Raw genomic sequence first — 15,284 nt, 5'->3', positions numbered from 1 at the left:
CAATCCGCCCTGCGTCGAATCGCTTAGTACAACAGCAGCGGCTCAATACGACGGCGGCGGCAGCAGCGGCACGGGGCGGCGCTCCTTGCCGAAGACCGACCGGTACGCCAGGATGTTGAACACCAGCACCATCGGAATCCCCACGACGGCGCCCGCCATCACGAGCCGCATCGAGCCCAGCGCGCCCGCGCCGTCCCACAGCGTCATGTCGTCCAGGATCAGGTACGGGAACAGGCTGTACGCCAGCCCGCTCAGCATCAGCAGGAACAGCGCCACCGTCAGCACGAAAGGCAGCCAGCTGAAGCGGTCGGCGCGGCCCGGCAGCCGCGCCAGCAGCATTTCCGCGGCCACGAAGCCGGCCAGCATCAGCACCCACACCGACGCCGCAAGGCTCAGGTGGGCAATGTTGCTCCACTTGTAGAAGATGCCGGCGTTGGCCAGGCCCAGCGTGACCGCGATCGACACCATGCCCACGGCCGTCCAGCGGATGGCGTGGCGCGCCCAGTTGGCCGCGCGGCGCTGCAGGTCGCCCTCGACACGCATGACCAGCCACGACGCGCCCAGCAACACGTACGCGGCCACCGCACACAGGCCCACGAACATCGCAAACCAGCCATAACCCGCGTCGGACTGGTAGCCCGTGGCGATGCGGCCAAGCAGCGTGCCCTGGCCGAACGCGGTGATGACCGAGCCGATCCAGAATGCGAAGATCCAGCGCGGCTTCATTTCGTTGCGGGCGCGGATGCGGAATTCGAAGGCGACGCTGCGCAGCACCACGCCCAGCACCATGAACGTCAGCGGCCCATAAAGTTTGCCCAGCACGGCGCCCCAGGCGAACGGGAAAGCCGCCGCAAACAGCCCCATGCCCAGCAGCAGCCAGAACTCGTTGGCGTCGCGCCACGGGCTGAGCAGGCTCATCATGCGGCCACGCTCGTGTTCCGGCGCGATCTGCAGCAGGATGCCCACGCCGAGGTCGAAGCCGTCCAGGACCATGCCCGCGGCAATCACGACAAACAGCAGCGCCATGAAGGCGAGCGGCATCCAGAACGAAGGATCGTCGGGGCTCAGGCCTTGCGACGCAGCCAGCATGGCGATCATGGCGCACCTCCGCTCAGCTTGCGCACAGGCACGACGCCGTAGCGCGCCGCATGGAACAGCATGCCGGCGAACGCGGCCAGCAGCAGCGCGTACAGCAGTCCGTAGCCGGCCAGCCCGTACAGCACGGTGCTGGAGGGCACGGAACCCAGGACCTCGGACTGCGTAACGGTGCCGTTCACGACAAAAGGCTGCAGCCCGATGATGGAGACCCACCAGCCGGCCACCACGGCGATGCCGCCGGAGAACATCATGCCGCACAGGACCCGCTGCCACCAAGGCGGCAGGACCGACGGGTCCATGCCGCGCCGGAACGTCCACAGGAAGGTCACGCACGCCACGGCCAGCATCAGCAGTCCCAGGCCGACGGCCACGCGCAGCGACCAGAAGGTCAGCGCCACCGGCGGCAGCATGCCCGAATATTTGTCCAGGCCCTGGTAGGTGCCGTCCGCATTGCGATGCAGCCACATGCCGCCGGCGTTATTGATCGTGAGGTCGCCTTCGTTGACGTGCCCGCGCGCGTCGGGCCAGCCGAACAGCACCAGTTGCGGCACGGGGCCGCTTTCCCAGAAGCCCGCCGCGGCCGCGGCCTTGGCCGGTTGCAGCTTTGCCATCATCTGACCCGCGCCGGTCGCCACGGGCACCTGCAGGAACGCGGCCACCACGGCCACCACGAGCGCCGTCTTGAACGCGCTGCGCTCGCCCTCGCCCAGCGGCCGCCGCAACGCCTGCAGCGCGGTCACGCCCATCATGAGGAACGAGGCGGCCAGCGCCGCGCCGACCATCACCACGGCCATGCGCCAGCCAACCGAGGGATTGAGCACGACCTTGTGCCAGTCATAGACCTGGTAGCGGCCGTCGACCAGCAGCGCGCCGTCCGGCGTCTGCATCCACGATTGCAGGGCAAGCACCCAGAACACGGCGACGAGCTGCCCGGCCGCCACCATCAGGACGGCCAGCGTGTGCGCGCCATCGGACACGCGGCGCTGGCCGAACAGCATGACGCCCAGGAAACAGGACTTGAGGATGAAGACGGACAGGATGCCGTAACCCAGCAGCGGACCGGCCACGTTGCCGATCTTGTCCATCAGGCCCGCCCACAGGCTGCCGATCTGGATCAGGACGGGCACGCTGGCGGCCAGCGTCAACACGAAGGACAGCGCAAAGATGCGGACCCAGAAGCGGTAGGCCGCCGTCCAGCCACCGTGGCTGGACCACCGGGCCCGGATCTTGAAGAACAGCAGCACCCAGGCCAGCGCCAGAGAGACGGCTAGGAAAAGCGCCAGGAAGCTAAGGCTGGCCACAAACTGCGCCCGGGCCAGGGATAGGGTCGAGATATCCATAATGGCCCGTAGTGTAGAGCCAGTTACATGACTATGGGGGCCGATCGAAACCGGTTGAAGGCGTGGCAAAAATGGCCGCGCTGCGGAACGTGGCAAAATTGACGCTTTGTCGCTGCTTTTTCCTATTCTTTCAAGAATGACCACCGCCCCGACGCCGACCCCCGCCGCATCAAACTTCCTGCTCAACATCGTCCAAGACGACCTCGAAGCCAACCGCTTCCAGGGCAAGCGCTGGGCGGGCAAGCCTGGCCCGGCGGCCATGCAGCAGCAGGGAGACGCGGACCCGGCGCGCATCCGCACGCGTTTTCCGCCGGAGCCCAACGGCTACCTGCACATCGGCCACGCCAAGAGCATCTGCGTGAACTTCGGCCTGGCGCGCGACTTCGGCGGCGTCTGTCACCTGCGTTTCGACGACACCAACCCCGAGAAAGAAGACCAGGAATACGTCGACGCCATCATCGAGGCCGTCCACTGGCTGGGCTTTGACTGGAAGGCCGACGGCCGCGAGAACCTGTACTTCGCCAGCGACTACTTCGGCTATATGTATGAGTTTGCCGAAGCCCTGGTCGAAGCCGGCCACGCCTACGTCGACGAACAGAGCGCGGAAGAAATCCGCGCCAACCGCGGCACGCTGACCGAACCCGGCACGGATTCGCCCTGGCGCAACCGCCCGGCCGCCGAGTCCATCGCGCTGCTGCGCGAAATGCGCGACGGCAAGCATCCGGACGGCAGCCTGGTGCTGCGCGCCAAGATCAACATGGCGTCGCCCAACATCAACCTGCGCGACCCGGTCATGTATCGCGTCCGCCACGCCACGCACCATCGCACCGGCGACCAGTGGTGCATCTACCCGATGTACAGCTGGGCGCACCCGGTGGAAGACGCGCTGGAAGGCATCACGCACAGCGTCTGCACGCTTGAGTTTGAAGATCAGCGCCCGTTCTACGACTGGATCCTGACGCGCCTGGCCGAACTGGGCAAGCTGGCCCAGCCGCTGCCGCACCAGTACGAATTTGCCCGCCTGAACCTGAGCTACGTCGTCACCAGCAAGCGCAAGCTGCTGCAGCTGGTGAAGGAAGGCCATGTGGACGGCTGGGACGACCCGCGCATGCCCACCATTTTCGGCCTGCGCCGCCGCGGCTACACGCCCGCGTCGATCCGCCTGTTCTGCGACCGCACCGCCGTCTCCAAGTCCGATTCGCGCATCGACTACAGCCTGCTCGAACAGGCCGTGCGCGACGACCTGGACCCCATCGCCGCCCGCTCGGTGGCCGTGCTGGACCCGATCAAGCTGGTCATCACCAACTACCCGGAAGGCCAGACCGAGACCTGCACCGCGCCGCGCAATCCGCACGACCCGGAAGCCGGCGTGCGCGAGTTCCCGCTGTCGCGCGAGCTGTGGATCGAGCGCGACGACTTCCGCGAGGAAGCGCCCAAGAAGTATTTCCGCCTGTTCCCGGGCAACACGGTGCGTCTGAAGTACGGCTATGTCGTGCGCTGCACCGGCTTCACCAAGAACGAGGCCGGCGAGGTCGTCGAAGTGCAGGCCGAATACCTGCCCGACACCAAGAGCGGCACCCCGGGCGCGGACAGCGTCAAGGTCAAGGGCAACATCACCTGGGTCAGCGCGGCGCACGCGGTGCCCGCGCAGATCCACCTGTACGACCGCCTGTTCGCGGATCCGCGTCCGGACGGCGGCGACAAGGACTTCCTGGCCTGCCTGAACCCCAACTCCAAACAGACCGTCACGGCCTGGCTGGAACCGGGCACGGTGGCCACGCCGGGCGCGACCTGGCAGTTCGAGCGCCTGGGCTACTTCACGGCTGACCTGAAGGACTCGACGCCCGACGCGCCGGTGCTGAACCGCATCGTGACCCTGCGCGATTCGTGGGTGCAAGGCTGACGCGCCCGCGTGCGCAATACCGGGAAAAGGCGCCTTGTGGCGCCTTTTTCTTTCGCCCTGCGCCCGGCGCAGGCCGCCCCTGGCGGGTTATCATCCCCGACATCCCGCAGCCGGTTGCGCGCGCCGTTTTCCGCCGCCCGGACCGCCAGCCACAATCAAGATGAACACTGAATCCCTAGCCCTGGACTTCAAGAGCGCCACCCTGTATGCCATCCGGGTGGTTTTGCATAGCGCCGATCCCGAACGCCTGAACGCAGCGCTGGCCAAGCGTATGGCGGATGCCGGCAGCTTCTTTGAAAACGAGCCCGTCGTCATCGACGCCAGCCGGGTCGAGGAAACGATCGACTGGCCGGCGCTGGTCGCGTCGCTGCGCGGCCACAACCTGCCTCCGATCGGCGTGGTGGCCGAAGGCGCCAATCTGCAAGCCGCGCGCGATGCCGGCCTGACCCCGGTCGAACTGTCCACGCCTGCCGCGCGACCCGCCCCCGTGGTGGACACCGCGCCGCCGAATGACGTCGCGACGCCCGTGCCGTCCGTGCCGGCCGCCGCCGTCGAGATCGCGCCCGCACCCACCGACACGTCGGCGCTTGCCGCGCAGACGTCTGCCGCCGATACCGCGGCGCAGGACAAGACGGCGGCCGCTGACGTTGCCGATGCAAAGGCCGAAGCGCAGGCCGAAAAGCCCGCGGCCGACGCCGATCCCCTGCCCGCCCGCGCGGCCAGCAGCACCACGTCCGCGCCCAGCCCGACGGCCGCCGCCCCGCACTCGTCGTCGGCGCTGGTGGTCACGCGGCCGCTGCGCTCGGGCCAGCGCGTTTACGCACGGCATACGGATCTGGTGGTGATCGGCATGGTCAGCCAGGGCGCCGAAGTCATCGCCGACGGCAACGTGCACGTTTACGGTCCGTTGCGCGGCAAGGCCATGGCCGGCGCGCGCGGCGACACGTCGGCACGCATCTTCACGACGCATCTGGATGCGGAATTGCTGGCCGTGGCGGGCGTCTACCGCGTGGTCGAAGACAAGCTTGATGGCACGCTGCAGAACCAGCCTGCGCTGGTCCGCCTGGATGGCGACACGCTGCGCATCGAAGCGCTGAAGGCCTGATGCCGCGCTCCGGGCGCGGCATCCTGCGAGACGGCGGCGCGGCCGCGGCCCGCTCAAATCTCAACACATCCTGTAAGAAGCCTTACACGGGCTTTTTGCTTTACGATAACGCGATTTATTCGAACATAAGGGTTTGATCGTCATGACACGCATTGTTGTGGTGACTTCCGGCAAAGGCGGCGTGGGCAAAACCACGACGAGCGCCAGTTTTTCCGCGGGCCTCGCGATGCGGGGCCACAAGACCGCTGTCATCGACTTCGACGTCGGCCTGCGCAACCTCGACCTCATCATGGGTTGCGAGCGTCGCGTGGTGTATGACTTCGTCAATGTGATCCAGGGCGAAGCGACCCTCAAGCAAGCGCTCATCAAGGACAAGCAGCTTGAAAACCTTTTCATCCTGCCCGCCTCGCAAACGCGCGACAAGGATGCGCTGACGCAGGAAGGCGTGGAAAAGGTCATCAATGACCTGAAGGAAATGGGTTTCGACTACATCGTCTGCGATTCGCCCGCCGGCATCGAAACCGGCGCGCTGATGGCCGCGTATTTTGCGGATGACGCGCTGGTGGTGACCAACCCGGAAGTCTCGTCCGTGCGTGACTCGGACCGCATCCTGGGCATCCTGGCTGCCAAGTCCAAGCGCGCGGTCGAGGGCGACGAGCCGGTCAAGGAATACCTGCTGCTGACCCGCTACAACCCCAAGCGCGTGTCCGACGGCGAGATGCTGTCGCTGACCGACATCGAAGACATCCTGCGCATCAAGCTCATCGGCGTGATTCCCGAATCGGAAGCCGTGCTGCAGGCGTCGAACCAGGGCCTGCCGGCCATTCACCTGAAAGACACCGACGTCTCGGAAGCCTACAAGGACGTCGTCAGCCGTTACCTTGGCGAAGACAAGGCCCTGCGCTTTACCGACTACGAAAAGCCGGGTTTCCTGAAACGCCTGTTCGGAGGCAAGTAAGCGATGTCCTTCCTGTCGTTTCTGCTCGGTCAAAAGAAGACCTCCGCGTCCGTCGCCAAAGAACGGTTGCAGATCATCCTTGCCCACGAGCGTGGCCGCGGGGATTCGCCCGATTACCTGCCGCAGCTTCAGCAGGAACTGATCGCGGTCATCTCCAAGTACGTGAAGATCAATCCTGAAGACATCAAGGTGCACCTGGAACGCCAGGACACGCTGGAAGTGTTGGAAGTGAAGATCGAAATGCCGCAGAACGAGACGTGACGTCTCTGCTGTGCGCCGGCCTTGCCGGCGCGCGTTGCGCATAAAAAACGCCCGGCATTGCCGGGCGTTGCTTTTTGGGACCAGGAACGCTTAACGCTTGCCGACCTGGTCGCCGATCACACCGCCGATCGCAGCGCCGCCGACCGTGCCGAGCACGCCGCCGTTAGTGATCACCGCACCCGCGACGCCGCCGAGAGCGGCGCCCCCCACGGTGCTCTTCTGGCGATGGCTCATGCCATCCCACGATGAACAACCCGCCATGGTGGCAGCCAGCGCCACAGCGGCACAGATCTTGGAAAGCGATGCGATTTTCATGATGTAGCTCCTATTCTTTTACCCGGGGCCGCACCGGAGAATCAAAATGCGAGCGAGCGGACCTTTAGGGGTTTAGAGCTTTCAGGATCGCAAATTATCCGGGGACACGGTGTTAGGTTTACCCAGGAATTGTGTCAAAGGGAGAGCGAACTTTTGCACTCCCCTGGGAACGATGTTGCAAGGGCCGGCGGCTATTTGACCAGACGTAACACGTCGCGGAAGCGCGGGTGCTCGCACGTCTCCATCCACTCGAAAATCGCCATCTCTGTCGTGACGATCTCCGCGCCGTGAGCGCGCGCGCGGCGCAGCGCGGCATGATGGTCCGACGGCTTGCGCGATCCGGCCGCATCCGCGACAAGCACCGTCTTGTAGCCAAGGTCCACCAGACCGATCACGGTTTGCAGCACGCAGATATGCGCCTCGCAGCCGGCCACCAGCACCGTCTTGCGCGAGGCGGGCAGCCAGCCGTCAAAACCCGGTTCACGCGCTGACGAAAAGTGCATCTTCTGGAACGTGGCCTGCACCAGCTCGCGCAATGGGTCCACGGTGACGCCCAGCATCTTGCTGTGGTGCTCGGTGGCGACGACCGGCACATCGAGCAACCGCGCCGCCTGCGCCAGCTTGTGCGCGGCGTTCAGCACGGCGTCGCCTTCGTGGATGACAGGCATCAGGCGGCCCTGCATGTCGACAATCAACAGGGTGGAATCGGAGGCGGACAGCAGCATGGTGAGGGACTCCTGGGGGCAAGGGGTCAGCATAACGCTGTGGGGCGGTGTCTGACACCCCTGCAAAGGTAGGACCGATTCCGGTGTCTGACACCAGAAAAAAAAATCCCGGCGCGTGGCCGGGATTCTTGGCGGTGGAGCCTGTCGTTTTTACTTCAATGCCTTGTACCGCAGGCGCTTGGGCTTGGCGCCCTCTTCGCCCAGGCGACGCTTCTTGTCGGCTTCGTATTCCTGATAGTTGCCGTCGAAGAACACGACCTGCGAATCGCCTTCGAAGGCCATGATGTGCGTGGCGATACGGTCCAGGAACCAGCGATCGTGGCTGATGACCATGACGCTGCCGGGGAACTCGAGCAGCGCATCTTCAAGCGCACGGAGCGTTTCGACGTCGAGGTCGTTGGACGGTTCGTCAAGCAGCAGGACGTTGCCGCCGGCGATCAGCGTCTTGGCCATGTGCAGGCGGCCGCGTTCGCCGCCCGAGAGCTGGCCCACGACCTTGTTCTGGTCGCCGCCCTTGAAGTTGAAGCGGCCCAGGTAGGCGCGCGAGGACATCTCGAACTTGCCGACGGTCAGGATGTCGGCGCCATCAGACACGGCGTCGAACACCGTCTTCTTGTCTTCCAGCGCGTCGCGCGACTGGTCGACGAAGGCGAGCTTCACGGTCTGGCCGATCTTGACTTCGCCCGAATCCGGCTGCTCGCGGCCGGCGATCATGCGGAACAGCGTGGACTTACCGGCGCCGTTCGCGCCGATGATGCCGACGATGGCGCCCGGCGGCACCTTGAAGCTGAGGTTGTCGATCAGCAAACGGTCGCCGTAGGCCTTGCTGACGTTGTTGAACTCGATGACCTCGTTGCCCAGGCGCTCGCCCACCGGAATGAAGATTTCCTGGGTTTCGTTGCGCTTCTGATATTCGTACGAGGACAGTTCCTCGAAACGCGCCAGACGCGCCTTGGCCTTGGCCTGGCGGCCCTTCGGATTCTGGCGCACCCACTCCAGTTCTTTCTTGATGGTCTTCTGGCGTGCCGATTCGGAGGACTCTTCCTGCTTGAGGCGGTCTTCCTTCTGTTCCAGCCACGAGCTGTAATTGCCCTTCCAGGGAATGCCGTAGCCGCGGTCCAGTTCCAGGATCCATTCGGCCGCGTTGTCCAGGAAGTAGCGATCGTGGGTCACGCCGACGACGGTGCCGGGGAACTTGTGCAGGAACTGCTCCAGCCACTCCACGCTTTCCGCGTCCAGGTGGTTGGTGGGTTCGTCGAGCAGCAGCATGTCGGGCTTGGACAGCAGCAGGCGGCACAGGGCCACGCGGCGCTTTTCACCACCGGACAGGTTGCCGACGGTGGCATCCCAGGGCGGCAGGCGCAGCGCGTCGGCGGCGATTTCCATCTGGTGTTCGATGTCGTCCGCGCCGCTGGAGGCGGCGGCGGCGATGATGGCTTCGAGTTCGGCCTGTTCAGCGGCCAGCGCGTCGAAGTCGGCGTCGGGTTCGGCGTACGCGGCGTAGACCTCGTCCAGGCGCTTCTTGGCGGTGACGACGGCGCCCAGGCCTTCTTCAACCGCCTGGCGGACCGTGTGCTCGGGGTTGAGCTGCGGTTCCTGCGGCAGGTAGCCGATGTTCAGGCCCGGCATGGGCACGGCTTCGCCTTCGATCTCGCGGTCGACGCCCGCCATGATCTTCAGCAGCGTCGACTTGCCCGAGCCGTTCAGGCCCAGCACGCCGATCTTGGCGCCAGGAAAAAACGAAAGGGAGATATCGCGCAGGATCTGCCGCTTGGGCGGCACGATCTTGCCGACGCGGTTCATGGTGTAGACGTATTGGGCCATGGGCTCGTAGGTGAGATATAGCTGAGAAACCGTTGATTGTAGGCCGGATCCCTGACCGGCGTGCGGCAGCGGTGATCCGGCCCCATCTCGCCTTGATCCGGGCCTTTGCCCGCCTTCAGTTGGCCTTCTCGGGCCGGCCCGGCAGACCCGGCGTACGCATCTGCGCCAGCATCACGCCGGCCAGCGCCAGCGCACCGCCCGCGATATGAAACAGATGCGGCTTTTCATCGAGGAGCAGCGCCGCGATGGCCACGGTGAACACCGGCATGACGTTCAGGAAGATGCTGGCGCGGTTGGGGCCCAGATGGCGCACGCCCTGCATCCACAGATACGGCGCAAACAGCGACGGAAACACCGCCGCATACAGCACCAGCGGCACGTTGGCGGCATTGAGCGGCGACGGCGCCGCCATCAGAAAGGCGGGAAGCTGGAACAGAATGCCGAACGCGACCTGCACGTACAGCGACTGCCACGGCCCCACAGGCAGCGCCCACCGGCGCAGCAGCACGCCATAGAGCGCATAGGCCAGCGCGCCCAGCCCCATCAGCACGTCGCCGTGGTTGGCGCCCACGGACAGCAGCCGGGCCGGGTCGCCCTCGCCGATCAGCAGCGCCAGCCCGGCCAGCGACACCAGGCTGCCCAGCACCGCCATGGCCGTGGGGCGCTCGCGCATGATGACCGCCATGACGGCGATGGTCATGAGCGGGATCATCGCGGTGATGAAGCCCATGTTGGTGGCGGTGGTGGACGCGGCCGCCACGTACGCCAGGCCTTGGTACAGCGCCATGCCCAGTCCGCCCAGCACGGCGAATTTCGGCAGGTGCGCCAGCACCTGGCGGCGTTGCGCCCAGACGCCGGGCAGGGCAAACGGGGTCAGGACGATGCCCGCCAGCGCCCAGCGATAAAAGCCGATGGCCGCCGGCGCGATGACGCCCGCGGCCATCTTGGTGACGATCATATTGACCGACCAGATCAGGGCGGCCAGAAGCGGAAACAGGAAAAATCGGAGGGGGAGCTGCGGGGCGTCGGAGCGCATGGATGAAACGGGAAGGCAGAAAGACGAAAAGCAGGCCAGTGTAGGCTCCGTCCGACCCGCTGTATACGTCACTGATATGTTGGCGCCCCGGCACGCCATCCGAAGACCGCCCGCGTTTCTTCGTAATCCAAGCGCCCGATGCACCGCAGCGCGGTTCGCGCGACAATAGCGCCTGACGTATCTGCCGTGCCGTCGCGGCTTCATCGCGCCCAGGAACCTTCATGTCCGCCTCTGCCACTCCTCCCGCTTCCTTGACCCATTTCAGCGCACCCGAACTGGACATGCTGGCCAAGACCGCGGATGCACTCAGCGCCTATCTGGGCAAACCCGTGCTGGCGGAAGTGGTGCTGGGCGATGAAGGCACCGAATGGGTGACCTACGGCGTCCCAATGGACGAGAAGGCCGAGACGGACGAGGAACAGACCCATGTGCAGATGGGCGGGCCGGGCGCGCGCCTGCTCGGCAACCGTGGCGGCTTGCCGCAGTCCGATGACGACACCTACGACTGTCTGTACCTGTGGGCGATCCAGATCTCGCTGAACGACGGCGAGCGCTTCATCAAGCTGGACCACGACGGTGAAGAATCCGCCTGGTCCGACAACCTGGAAGACGTGCTGCCCTTTGCCCTGACCGAGGAACCGCAGCCCGATCCCGACGAGGAAGACGAAGAAGACGACGGCGGGGACGACGAAGACGACGACACGCCGTACGACGACGTCCACAACCACAACCACCGCCATTGAGCGGCGCGCCGCGGCCCGGACAGGCGCCCGGTCCACGGCGTTTACAGAATCACACGGTGATCCGGCCTTCCTCGACCGCGTGGCAGGCCACGATCGACACCCCCGCCAGCTTCGCGACCGGCGCTTCGGCCTTGCAACGGTCGTTGGCGTGCGGGCAGCGCGGATGGAAGGTGCAGCCGGACGGGGGATTCAGGGGATTGGGCACCTCGCCCGCCACCGCCGTGCGCGGCTTGCCCGCGCCGTTGATGTCCGGAATCGCCTCGAGCAGCATCCGCGTGTAAGGATGGCGCGGCCGCGCGAAGAGTTCGTCGCGCGGCGCCACTTCCACCATGCGGCCCAGGTACATCACGCCCACACGATCCGCCACGTGGTGCACGACGGCCAGGTTGTGCGAGATGAACAGGTACGTCAGCCCCAGCTTGCGCTGCAGGTCTTTCATCAGGTTCAGCACCTGCGCCTGCACGGACACGTCCAGCGCCGAGGTGGGCTCGTCGCACACCAGGAATTCCGGATTGACCGCCAGCGCGCGCGCGATCGAGATGCGCTGACGCTGCCCGCCCGAGAACTGGTGCGGATAGCGGCTCTGGTCCGCGGGATCCAGGCCCACTTGCCGCAGCAGTTCGCCCACGCGCGCCACGCGGTCCGCGGGCGACATCTGCGTGTGCGTCAGCATCGGCTCGGCGATGATGCGGCCCACGCGCCAGCGCGGATTCAGGCTGGCATAGGGATCCTGGAAGATCATCTGCAAGCGTTTGCGCAAAGCGCGCCCGCCGGGCTCGGACATGCGCGACAGCGGCTGGCCGTCGAAGTGGATGTCGCCGCGCGTCAGGCCATACAGCCCGACCAGCATGCGCGCGACCGTGGATTTTCCACAGCCGGATTCACCCACCAGCGCCAGCGTTTCGCCGCGGGCGATGTCGAACGACACGCCGTCAACCGCGCGCAGCATCACTTTGGGCTTGCGCGCCAGCGTGCGCTCCAGCCAGGGCGGCGATACGTCGAACCAGCGCGCCGCGTCCTTTACTTGAACCAAGGGCGTGCTCATGCGGCCACCTCCAACGTATTGCCTTCGTCATGCAGCCAACAGGCCGCGCGCGACGTGCCCGCGGGCATCAGCTCGGGGCGGTCGTGCGCGCAGCGCGGCAGGCGCTGGCCGCAGCGGGGATTGAACGCACAGCCCGGCGGGATGGCGTTCAGGCGCGGCATGCTGCCGTCGATCTGCACCAGCCGCTCGGTGTGGCCTTCCAGCGTGGGAATGGACCCCATCAGTCCCGACGTATAGGGATGGCGCGGTTTGTGGATCACGTCGGCCACCGGCCCGATCTCGGCCACGCGGCCGGCGTACATCACCGCCACGCGGTCGGCGGTCTCGGCGATGACGCCCATGTCGTGCGTGATCAACATGACCGCCGTGCCGTTTTCGCGGCACAGGCGTTTGAGCAGTTCGATGATCTGCGCCTGGATCGACACGTCCAGCGCGGTGGTGGGTTCGTCGGCCACCACCAGTTTCGGCTCGGCGGCCAGGGCCAGCGCAATCACGACGCGCTGGCGCATGCCGCCGGAGAACTGGTGCGGGTAGTGGTCGATGCGCTCGCGCGCGGCGGGAATGCCGGTGGACGCCAGCAGCTCGACCGCACGGTTGCGCGCCTGCGACCAGGTCATGTCCAGGTGGGTGACGATGGTTTCAGCCAGTTGCCGGCCCACCGTGTACAGCGGGTTCAGCGACGTCAGCGGGTCCTGGAACACCGCGCCGATCTCGCGGCCGCGCACGCGGCGCATCTGTTCGTCGGGCAGGTTGTCGATGCGGCGGCCGGCCAGCAGGATCTCGCCGGCCGCGATGCGGCCCGGGGGTTCGAGCAGGCCGATGATGGAGGCGCCGGTCAGCGACTTGCCGGCGCCGGATTCGCCCACCACGCCCAGGACTTCGCCAGCCTGGATGGAAAAGGACACGTCGTCCAGGGCGCGTAGCGTGCCGCGGCGCGTGGGAAACTCCACGCGCAGGTTGCGGACTTCGAGTAATGCGCTCATGGTTTACCTCAGTTCAGCCGCGGGTTCAGTGCGTCGCGCAGCCAGTCACCCAGCAGGTTGACCGACAGCACAAGCAGCACCAGCGCCGCGCCCGGGAAAATGGTGATCCACCACTCTCCGGAAAACAGGAAATCGTTGCCGATCCGGATCAGCGTGCCCAGCGACGGCGCGGTCGGCGGCACCCCCACCCCCAGGAACGACAGCGTCGCCTCGGTGATGATGGCGGTGGCCAGATGAACCGTGGCCAGCACCAGCACCGGACCCAGCACGTTGGGCAACACGTGGCGGAACATGATGACGGGCGAGGCCACGCCGATCACGCGGGCGGCCTGCACGTATTCACGGTTCTTTTCCACCAGCGTCGAGCCGCGCACCGTGCGCGCGTACTGCGGCCAGCCGGCCAGCGCGATGGCGCCGATCAGCACCGGAAAGGCGATGATCTCGTGCAGTTCGCGCGGCACTGCCGCACGCGCCACGCCGTCGATCAGGAGCGCGATCAGGATGGCGGGGAACGAGAGCTGCACGTCGGCGACGCGCATGATGAACGCGTCGATGCGGCCGCCGGCATAACCGGAGATCAAGCCCAGCACGATGCCGATCACCATCGACAGCAGCACCGAGGCCAGGCCGATCAGCAGCGACACGCGCGTGCCGTACAGGATGGCCGAATACAGATCGCGGCCCTGACTGTCGGTGCCCAGCAGGTACGTGGCCTGTCCGTTGGGTTCCCAGGCCGGCGGCAGCAGCGCGTCCAGCAGTTCGACCTTGGTCAGGTCGAACGGGTTGTGCGGCGCGACCCAGCCGGCCCCGAAGGAACCGATCAACAGGGCTGCAAGCAGCAGCGTGGCGACGATGGCCACGGGCGCCCGGCGCCAGGCCCAGGCAATGTCGCTGTCCCACCAGCGTTTAAGTACGGCGCGCATCAATGAGCCCCCCCGCGAGTCAGCCCGGAACGCAGCCGCGGGTCCACGACGAAATACAGAAGATCGACGATCAGGTTGATAACCACGAACACGAGCGCGATCAGGCACAGGTACGCGGCCATCACCGGCACGTCGGCGAATTGGACCGCCTGGATGAAGAGCAGGCCCATGCCCGGCCACTGGAACACGGTCTCGGTCACGATGGCAAAGGCGATGATGCCGCCCAGCTGCAGGCCGGTGATGGTGATGACGGGCACCATCGTGTTCTTGAGCGCGTGGCCAAAATGGATGGCGCGGCGCTTCAGGCCCCGGGCGCGCGCGAACTTGATGTAGTCCGAGCGCAGGACCTCCAGCATTTCGGAGCGCACCAGCCGCAGCACCAGCGTCATCTGGAAGAGCGACAGCGTGATGGACGGCAGGATGAGGTGCTTCCAGCCCGTGGCGGTGAACAGGCCCGACGTCCACCAGCCCAGGCTGACGGTATCGCCGCGCCCATAGCTGGGCAGCCAGCCCAGTTGCACCGAGAACACCAGGATCAGCAGGATGCCGATCAGGAAGGTCGGCAGGGACACGCCCAGCAGCGAGCCGGCCAGCAGCATCTGGGAAACCAGGCTGTTGCGCTTGAGCGCCGTGTACACGCCCAGCGGCACGCCCACGACGAGCGCCAGCAACGCGGCCACCATGGACAGCTCAAGGGTGGCGGGCAAACGGGACTTCAGCAGGGTGGAAACGGGTTCGCTCTGGCGCAGGGAGATGCCGAAATTGCCCTGCACGGCGTTGGCCACAAAATGGCCGAATTGAACGATGGCGGGCTCGTTCAGGCCCAGGCGTTCACGCAGTTCGATGCGTTCGGCATCGGTGGCGTCCTGCCCCAGCATGATGGTGACGGGGTCGCCGACGTATTGGAAAAGCACAAAGGCCAGTAGCGCGACGGTGAGCATCACCGCTACGGCCTGCAACAGGCGACGCAGTATGAAAGCGAACATAGGCGGAAAAAAGCAAGACGGCGGAACCGGGTAGGTCCC

General features: G+C 66.0%; 15 protein-coding genes. 5 read left to right on the top strand and 10 right to left on the bottom strand.

Annotated features, from left to right (window positions below):
• Positions 1-42: 42 nt before the first annotated feature.
• Positions 43-1,098, bottom strand: coding sequence for a cytochrome d ubiquinol oxidase subunit II (locus AB3147_RS05105; protein WP_239215395.1), 1,056 nt, complete (start codon positions 1,096-1,098; stop codon positions 43-45).
• Complete coding sequence (locus AB3147_RS05100) at positions 1,095-2,438, bottom strand: cytochrome ubiquinol oxidase subunit I (protein WP_175137185.1); 1,344 nt, start codon at positions 2,436-2,438, stop codon at positions 1,095-1,097. The genes AB3147_RS05105 and AB3147_RS05100 overlap by 4 nt, the downstream gene beginning before the upstream one ends.
• A 136-nt stretch (positions 2,439-2,574) precedes the next feature.
• Between AB3147_RS05100 and AB3147_RS05095 the strand changes: the two genes are divergently transcribed.
• From AB3147_RS05095 to minE, 4 genes are all read left to right on the top strand, one after another.
• Positions 2,575-4,341 (top strand): glutamine--tRNA ligase/YqeY domain fusion protein, encoded by a 1,767-nt coding sequence (locus tag AB3147_RS05095; protein WP_175123206.1) that lies wholly within the window; start codon positions 2,575-2,577, stop codon positions 4,339-4,341.
• 160 nt (positions 4,342-4,501) lie between these two features.
• The gene (minC, locus tag AB3147_RS05090) at positions 4,502-5,446 is read left to right on the top strand and encodes a septum site-determining protein MinC (RefSeq protein ID WP_175137184.1); all 945 of its coding nucleotides are present in this window, start codon (positions 4,502-4,504) and stop codon (positions 5,444-5,446) included.
• A gap of 142 nt (positions 5,447-5,588) precedes the next feature.
• The gene (minD, locus tag AB3147_RS05085; RefSeq protein ID WP_008158705.1) at positions 5,589-6,404 is read left to right on the top strand and encodes a septum site-determining protein MinD; all 816 of its coding nucleotides are present in this window, start codon (positions 5,589-5,591) and stop codon (positions 6,402-6,404) included.
• Between the two features lie 3 nt (positions 6,405-6,407).
• Positions 6,408-6,665, top strand: coding sequence for a cell division topological specificity factor MinE (gene minE / locus AB3147_RS05080; protein WP_006217654.1), 258 nt, complete (start codon positions 6,408-6,410; stop codon positions 6,663-6,665).
• A gap of 90 nt (positions 6,666-6,755) precedes the next feature.
• Here the strand turns inward: minE and AB3147_RS05075 are convergent, their stop codons facing one another.
• From AB3147_RS05075 to AB3147_RS05060, 4 genes are all read right to left on the bottom strand, one after another.
• Positions 6,756-6,980, bottom strand: coding sequence for a glycine zipper 2TM domain-containing protein (locus tag AB3147_RS05075; RefSeq protein WP_056321146.1), 225 nt, complete (start codon positions 6,978-6,980; stop codon positions 6,756-6,758).
• A 191-nt stretch (positions 6,981-7,171) separates the two neighbouring features.
• Entirely contained in the window at positions 7,172-7,705 is a 534-nt protein-coding gene (locus AB3147_RS05070) for an isochorismatase family protein (RefSeq protein WP_105237533.1), read from the bottom strand.
• 150 nt (positions 7,706-7,855) lie between these two features.
• Entirely contained in the window at positions 7,856-9,529 is a 1,674-nt protein-coding gene (gene ettA / locus AB3147_RS05065) for an energy-dependent translational throttle protein EttA (protein ID WP_175123208.1), read from the bottom strand.
• Between the two features lie 115 nt (positions 9,530-9,644).
• The gene (locus AB3147_RS05060; RefSeq protein WP_367351509.1) at positions 9,645-10,565 is read right to left on the bottom strand and encodes a DMT family transporter; all 921 of its coding nucleotides are present in this window, start codon (positions 10,563-10,565) and stop codon (positions 9,645-9,647) included.
• A 221-nt stretch (positions 10,566-10,786) separates the two neighbouring features.
• On the opposite strand from AB3147_RS05060, the gene AB3147_RS05055 reads away from it, so the two are divergent.
• Positions 10,787-11,308, top strand: a complete 522-nt coding sequence (locus tag AB3147_RS05055) for a hypothetical protein (protein WP_367351508.1) — start codon at positions 10,787-10,789, stop codon at positions 11,306-11,308.
• Between the two features lie 49 nt (positions 11,309-11,357).
• On the opposite strand, the gene AB3147_RS05050 is transcribed toward AB3147_RS05055, so the two are convergent.
• Genes AB3147_RS05050 through AB3147_RS05035 form a run of 4 tightly spaced genes read right to left on the bottom strand, consistent with a single transcriptional unit; the run spans position 11,358 to position 15,245 of the window.
• Entirely contained in the window at positions 11,358-12,353 is a 996-nt protein-coding gene (locus AB3147_RS05050) for an ABC transporter ATP-binding protein (protein WP_175138815.1), read from the bottom strand.
• Positions 12,350-13,336, bottom strand: coding sequence for an ABC transporter ATP-binding protein (locus AB3147_RS05045; RefSeq protein ID WP_175138816.1), 987 nt, complete (start codon positions 13,334-13,336; stop codon positions 12,350-12,352). The genes AB3147_RS05050 and AB3147_RS05045 overlap by 4 nt, the downstream gene beginning before the upstream one ends.
• Before the next feature lie 8 nt (positions 13,337-13,344).
• The gene (locus tag AB3147_RS05040) at positions 13,345-14,259 is read right to left on the bottom strand and encodes an ABC transporter permease (RefSeq protein ID WP_175123213.1); all 915 of its coding nucleotides are present in this window, start codon (positions 14,257-14,259) and stop codon (positions 13,345-13,347) included.
• Positions 14,259-15,245 carry an ABC transporter permease gene (locus tag AB3147_RS05035; RefSeq protein ID WP_105237526.1) on the bottom strand — a complete coding sequence of 329 codons (987 nt, stop codon included), beginning with the start codon at positions 15,243-15,245 and terminating at the stop codon, positions 14,259-14,261. The genes AB3147_RS05040 and AB3147_RS05035 overlap by 1 nt, the downstream gene beginning before the upstream one ends.
• Between the last annotated feature and the right edge of the window lie 39 nt (positions 15,246-15,284).

Source organism: Achromobacter animicus, from assembly GCF_040775605.1.
Lineage (GTDB): Bacteria > Pseudomonadota > Gammaproteobacteria > Burkholderiales > Burkholderiaceae_B > Achromobacter > Achromobacter animicus.
The sequence above is the reverse complement of the archived record's forward strand: the minus strand, read 5'-3'. Positions and strand labels throughout refer to the sequence as shown.

What these genes read in the sequence shown, in the direction of transcription:
- minD (WP_008158705.1), top strand. Translation starts at nt 5,589, where the DNA reads ATGACACGCATTGTTGTGGTGACTTCCGGCAAAGGCGGCGTGGGCAAA.
- AB3147_RS05050 (WP_175138815.1), bottom strand. Translation starts at nt 12,353, where the DNA reads ATGAGCACGCCCTTGGTTCAAGTAAAGGACGCGGCGCGCTGGTTCGAC.
- minE (WP_006217654.1), top strand. Translation starts at nt 6,408, where the DNA reads ATGTCCTTCCTGTCGTTTCTGCTCGGTCAAAAGAAGACCTCCGCGTCC.
- AB3147_RS05095 (WP_175123206.1), top strand. Translation starts at nt 2,575, where the DNA reads ATGACCACCGCCCCGACGCCGACCCCCGCCGCATCAAACTTCCTGCTC.
- minC (WP_175137184.1), top strand. Translation starts at nt 4,502, where the DNA reads ATGAACACTGAATCCCTAGCCCTGGACTTCAAGAGCGCCACCCTGTAT.
- ettA (WP_175123208.1), bottom strand. Translation starts at nt 9,529, where the DNA reads ATGGCCCAATACGTCTACACCATGAACCGCGTCGGCAAGATCGTGCCG.
- AB3147_RS05105 (WP_239215395.1), bottom strand. Translation starts at nt 1,098, where the DNA reads ATGATCGCCATGCTGGCTGCGTCGCAAGGCCTGAGCCCCGACGATCCT.
- AB3147_RS05040 (WP_175123213.1), bottom strand. Translation starts at nt 14,259, where the DNA reads ATGCGCGCCGTACTTAAACGCTGGTGGGACAGCGACATTGCCTGGGCC.
- AB3147_RS05070 (WP_105237533.1), bottom strand. Translation starts at nt 7,705, where the DNA reads ATGCTGCTGTCCGCCTCCGATTCCACCCTGTTGATTGTCGACATGCAG.
- AB3147_RS05055 (WP_367351508.1), top strand. Translation starts at nt 10,787, where the DNA reads ATGTCCGCCTCTGCCACTCCTCCCGCTTCCTTGACCCATTTCAGCGCA.
- AB3147_RS05060 (WP_367351509.1), bottom strand. Translation starts at nt 10,565, where the DNA reads ATGCGCTCCGACGCCCCGCAGCTCCCCCTCCGATTTTTCCTGTTTCCG.
- AB3147_RS05035 (WP_105237526.1), bottom strand. Translation starts at nt 15,245, where the DNA reads ATGTTCGCTTTCATACTGCGTCGCCTGTTGCAGGCCGTAGCGGTGATG.
- AB3147_RS05045 (WP_175138816.1), bottom strand. Translation starts at nt 13,336, where the DNA reads ATGAGCGCATTACTCGAAGTCCGCAACCTGCGCGTGGAGTTTCCCACG.
- AB3147_RS05100 (WP_175137185.1), bottom strand. Translation starts at nt 2,438, where the DNA reads ATGGATATCTCGACCCTATCCCTGGCCCGGGCGCAGTTTGTGGCCAGC.
- AB3147_RS05075 (WP_056321146.1), bottom strand. Translation starts at nt 6,980, where the DNA reads ATGAAAATCGCATCGCTTTCCAAGATCTGTGCCGCTGTGGCGCTGGCT.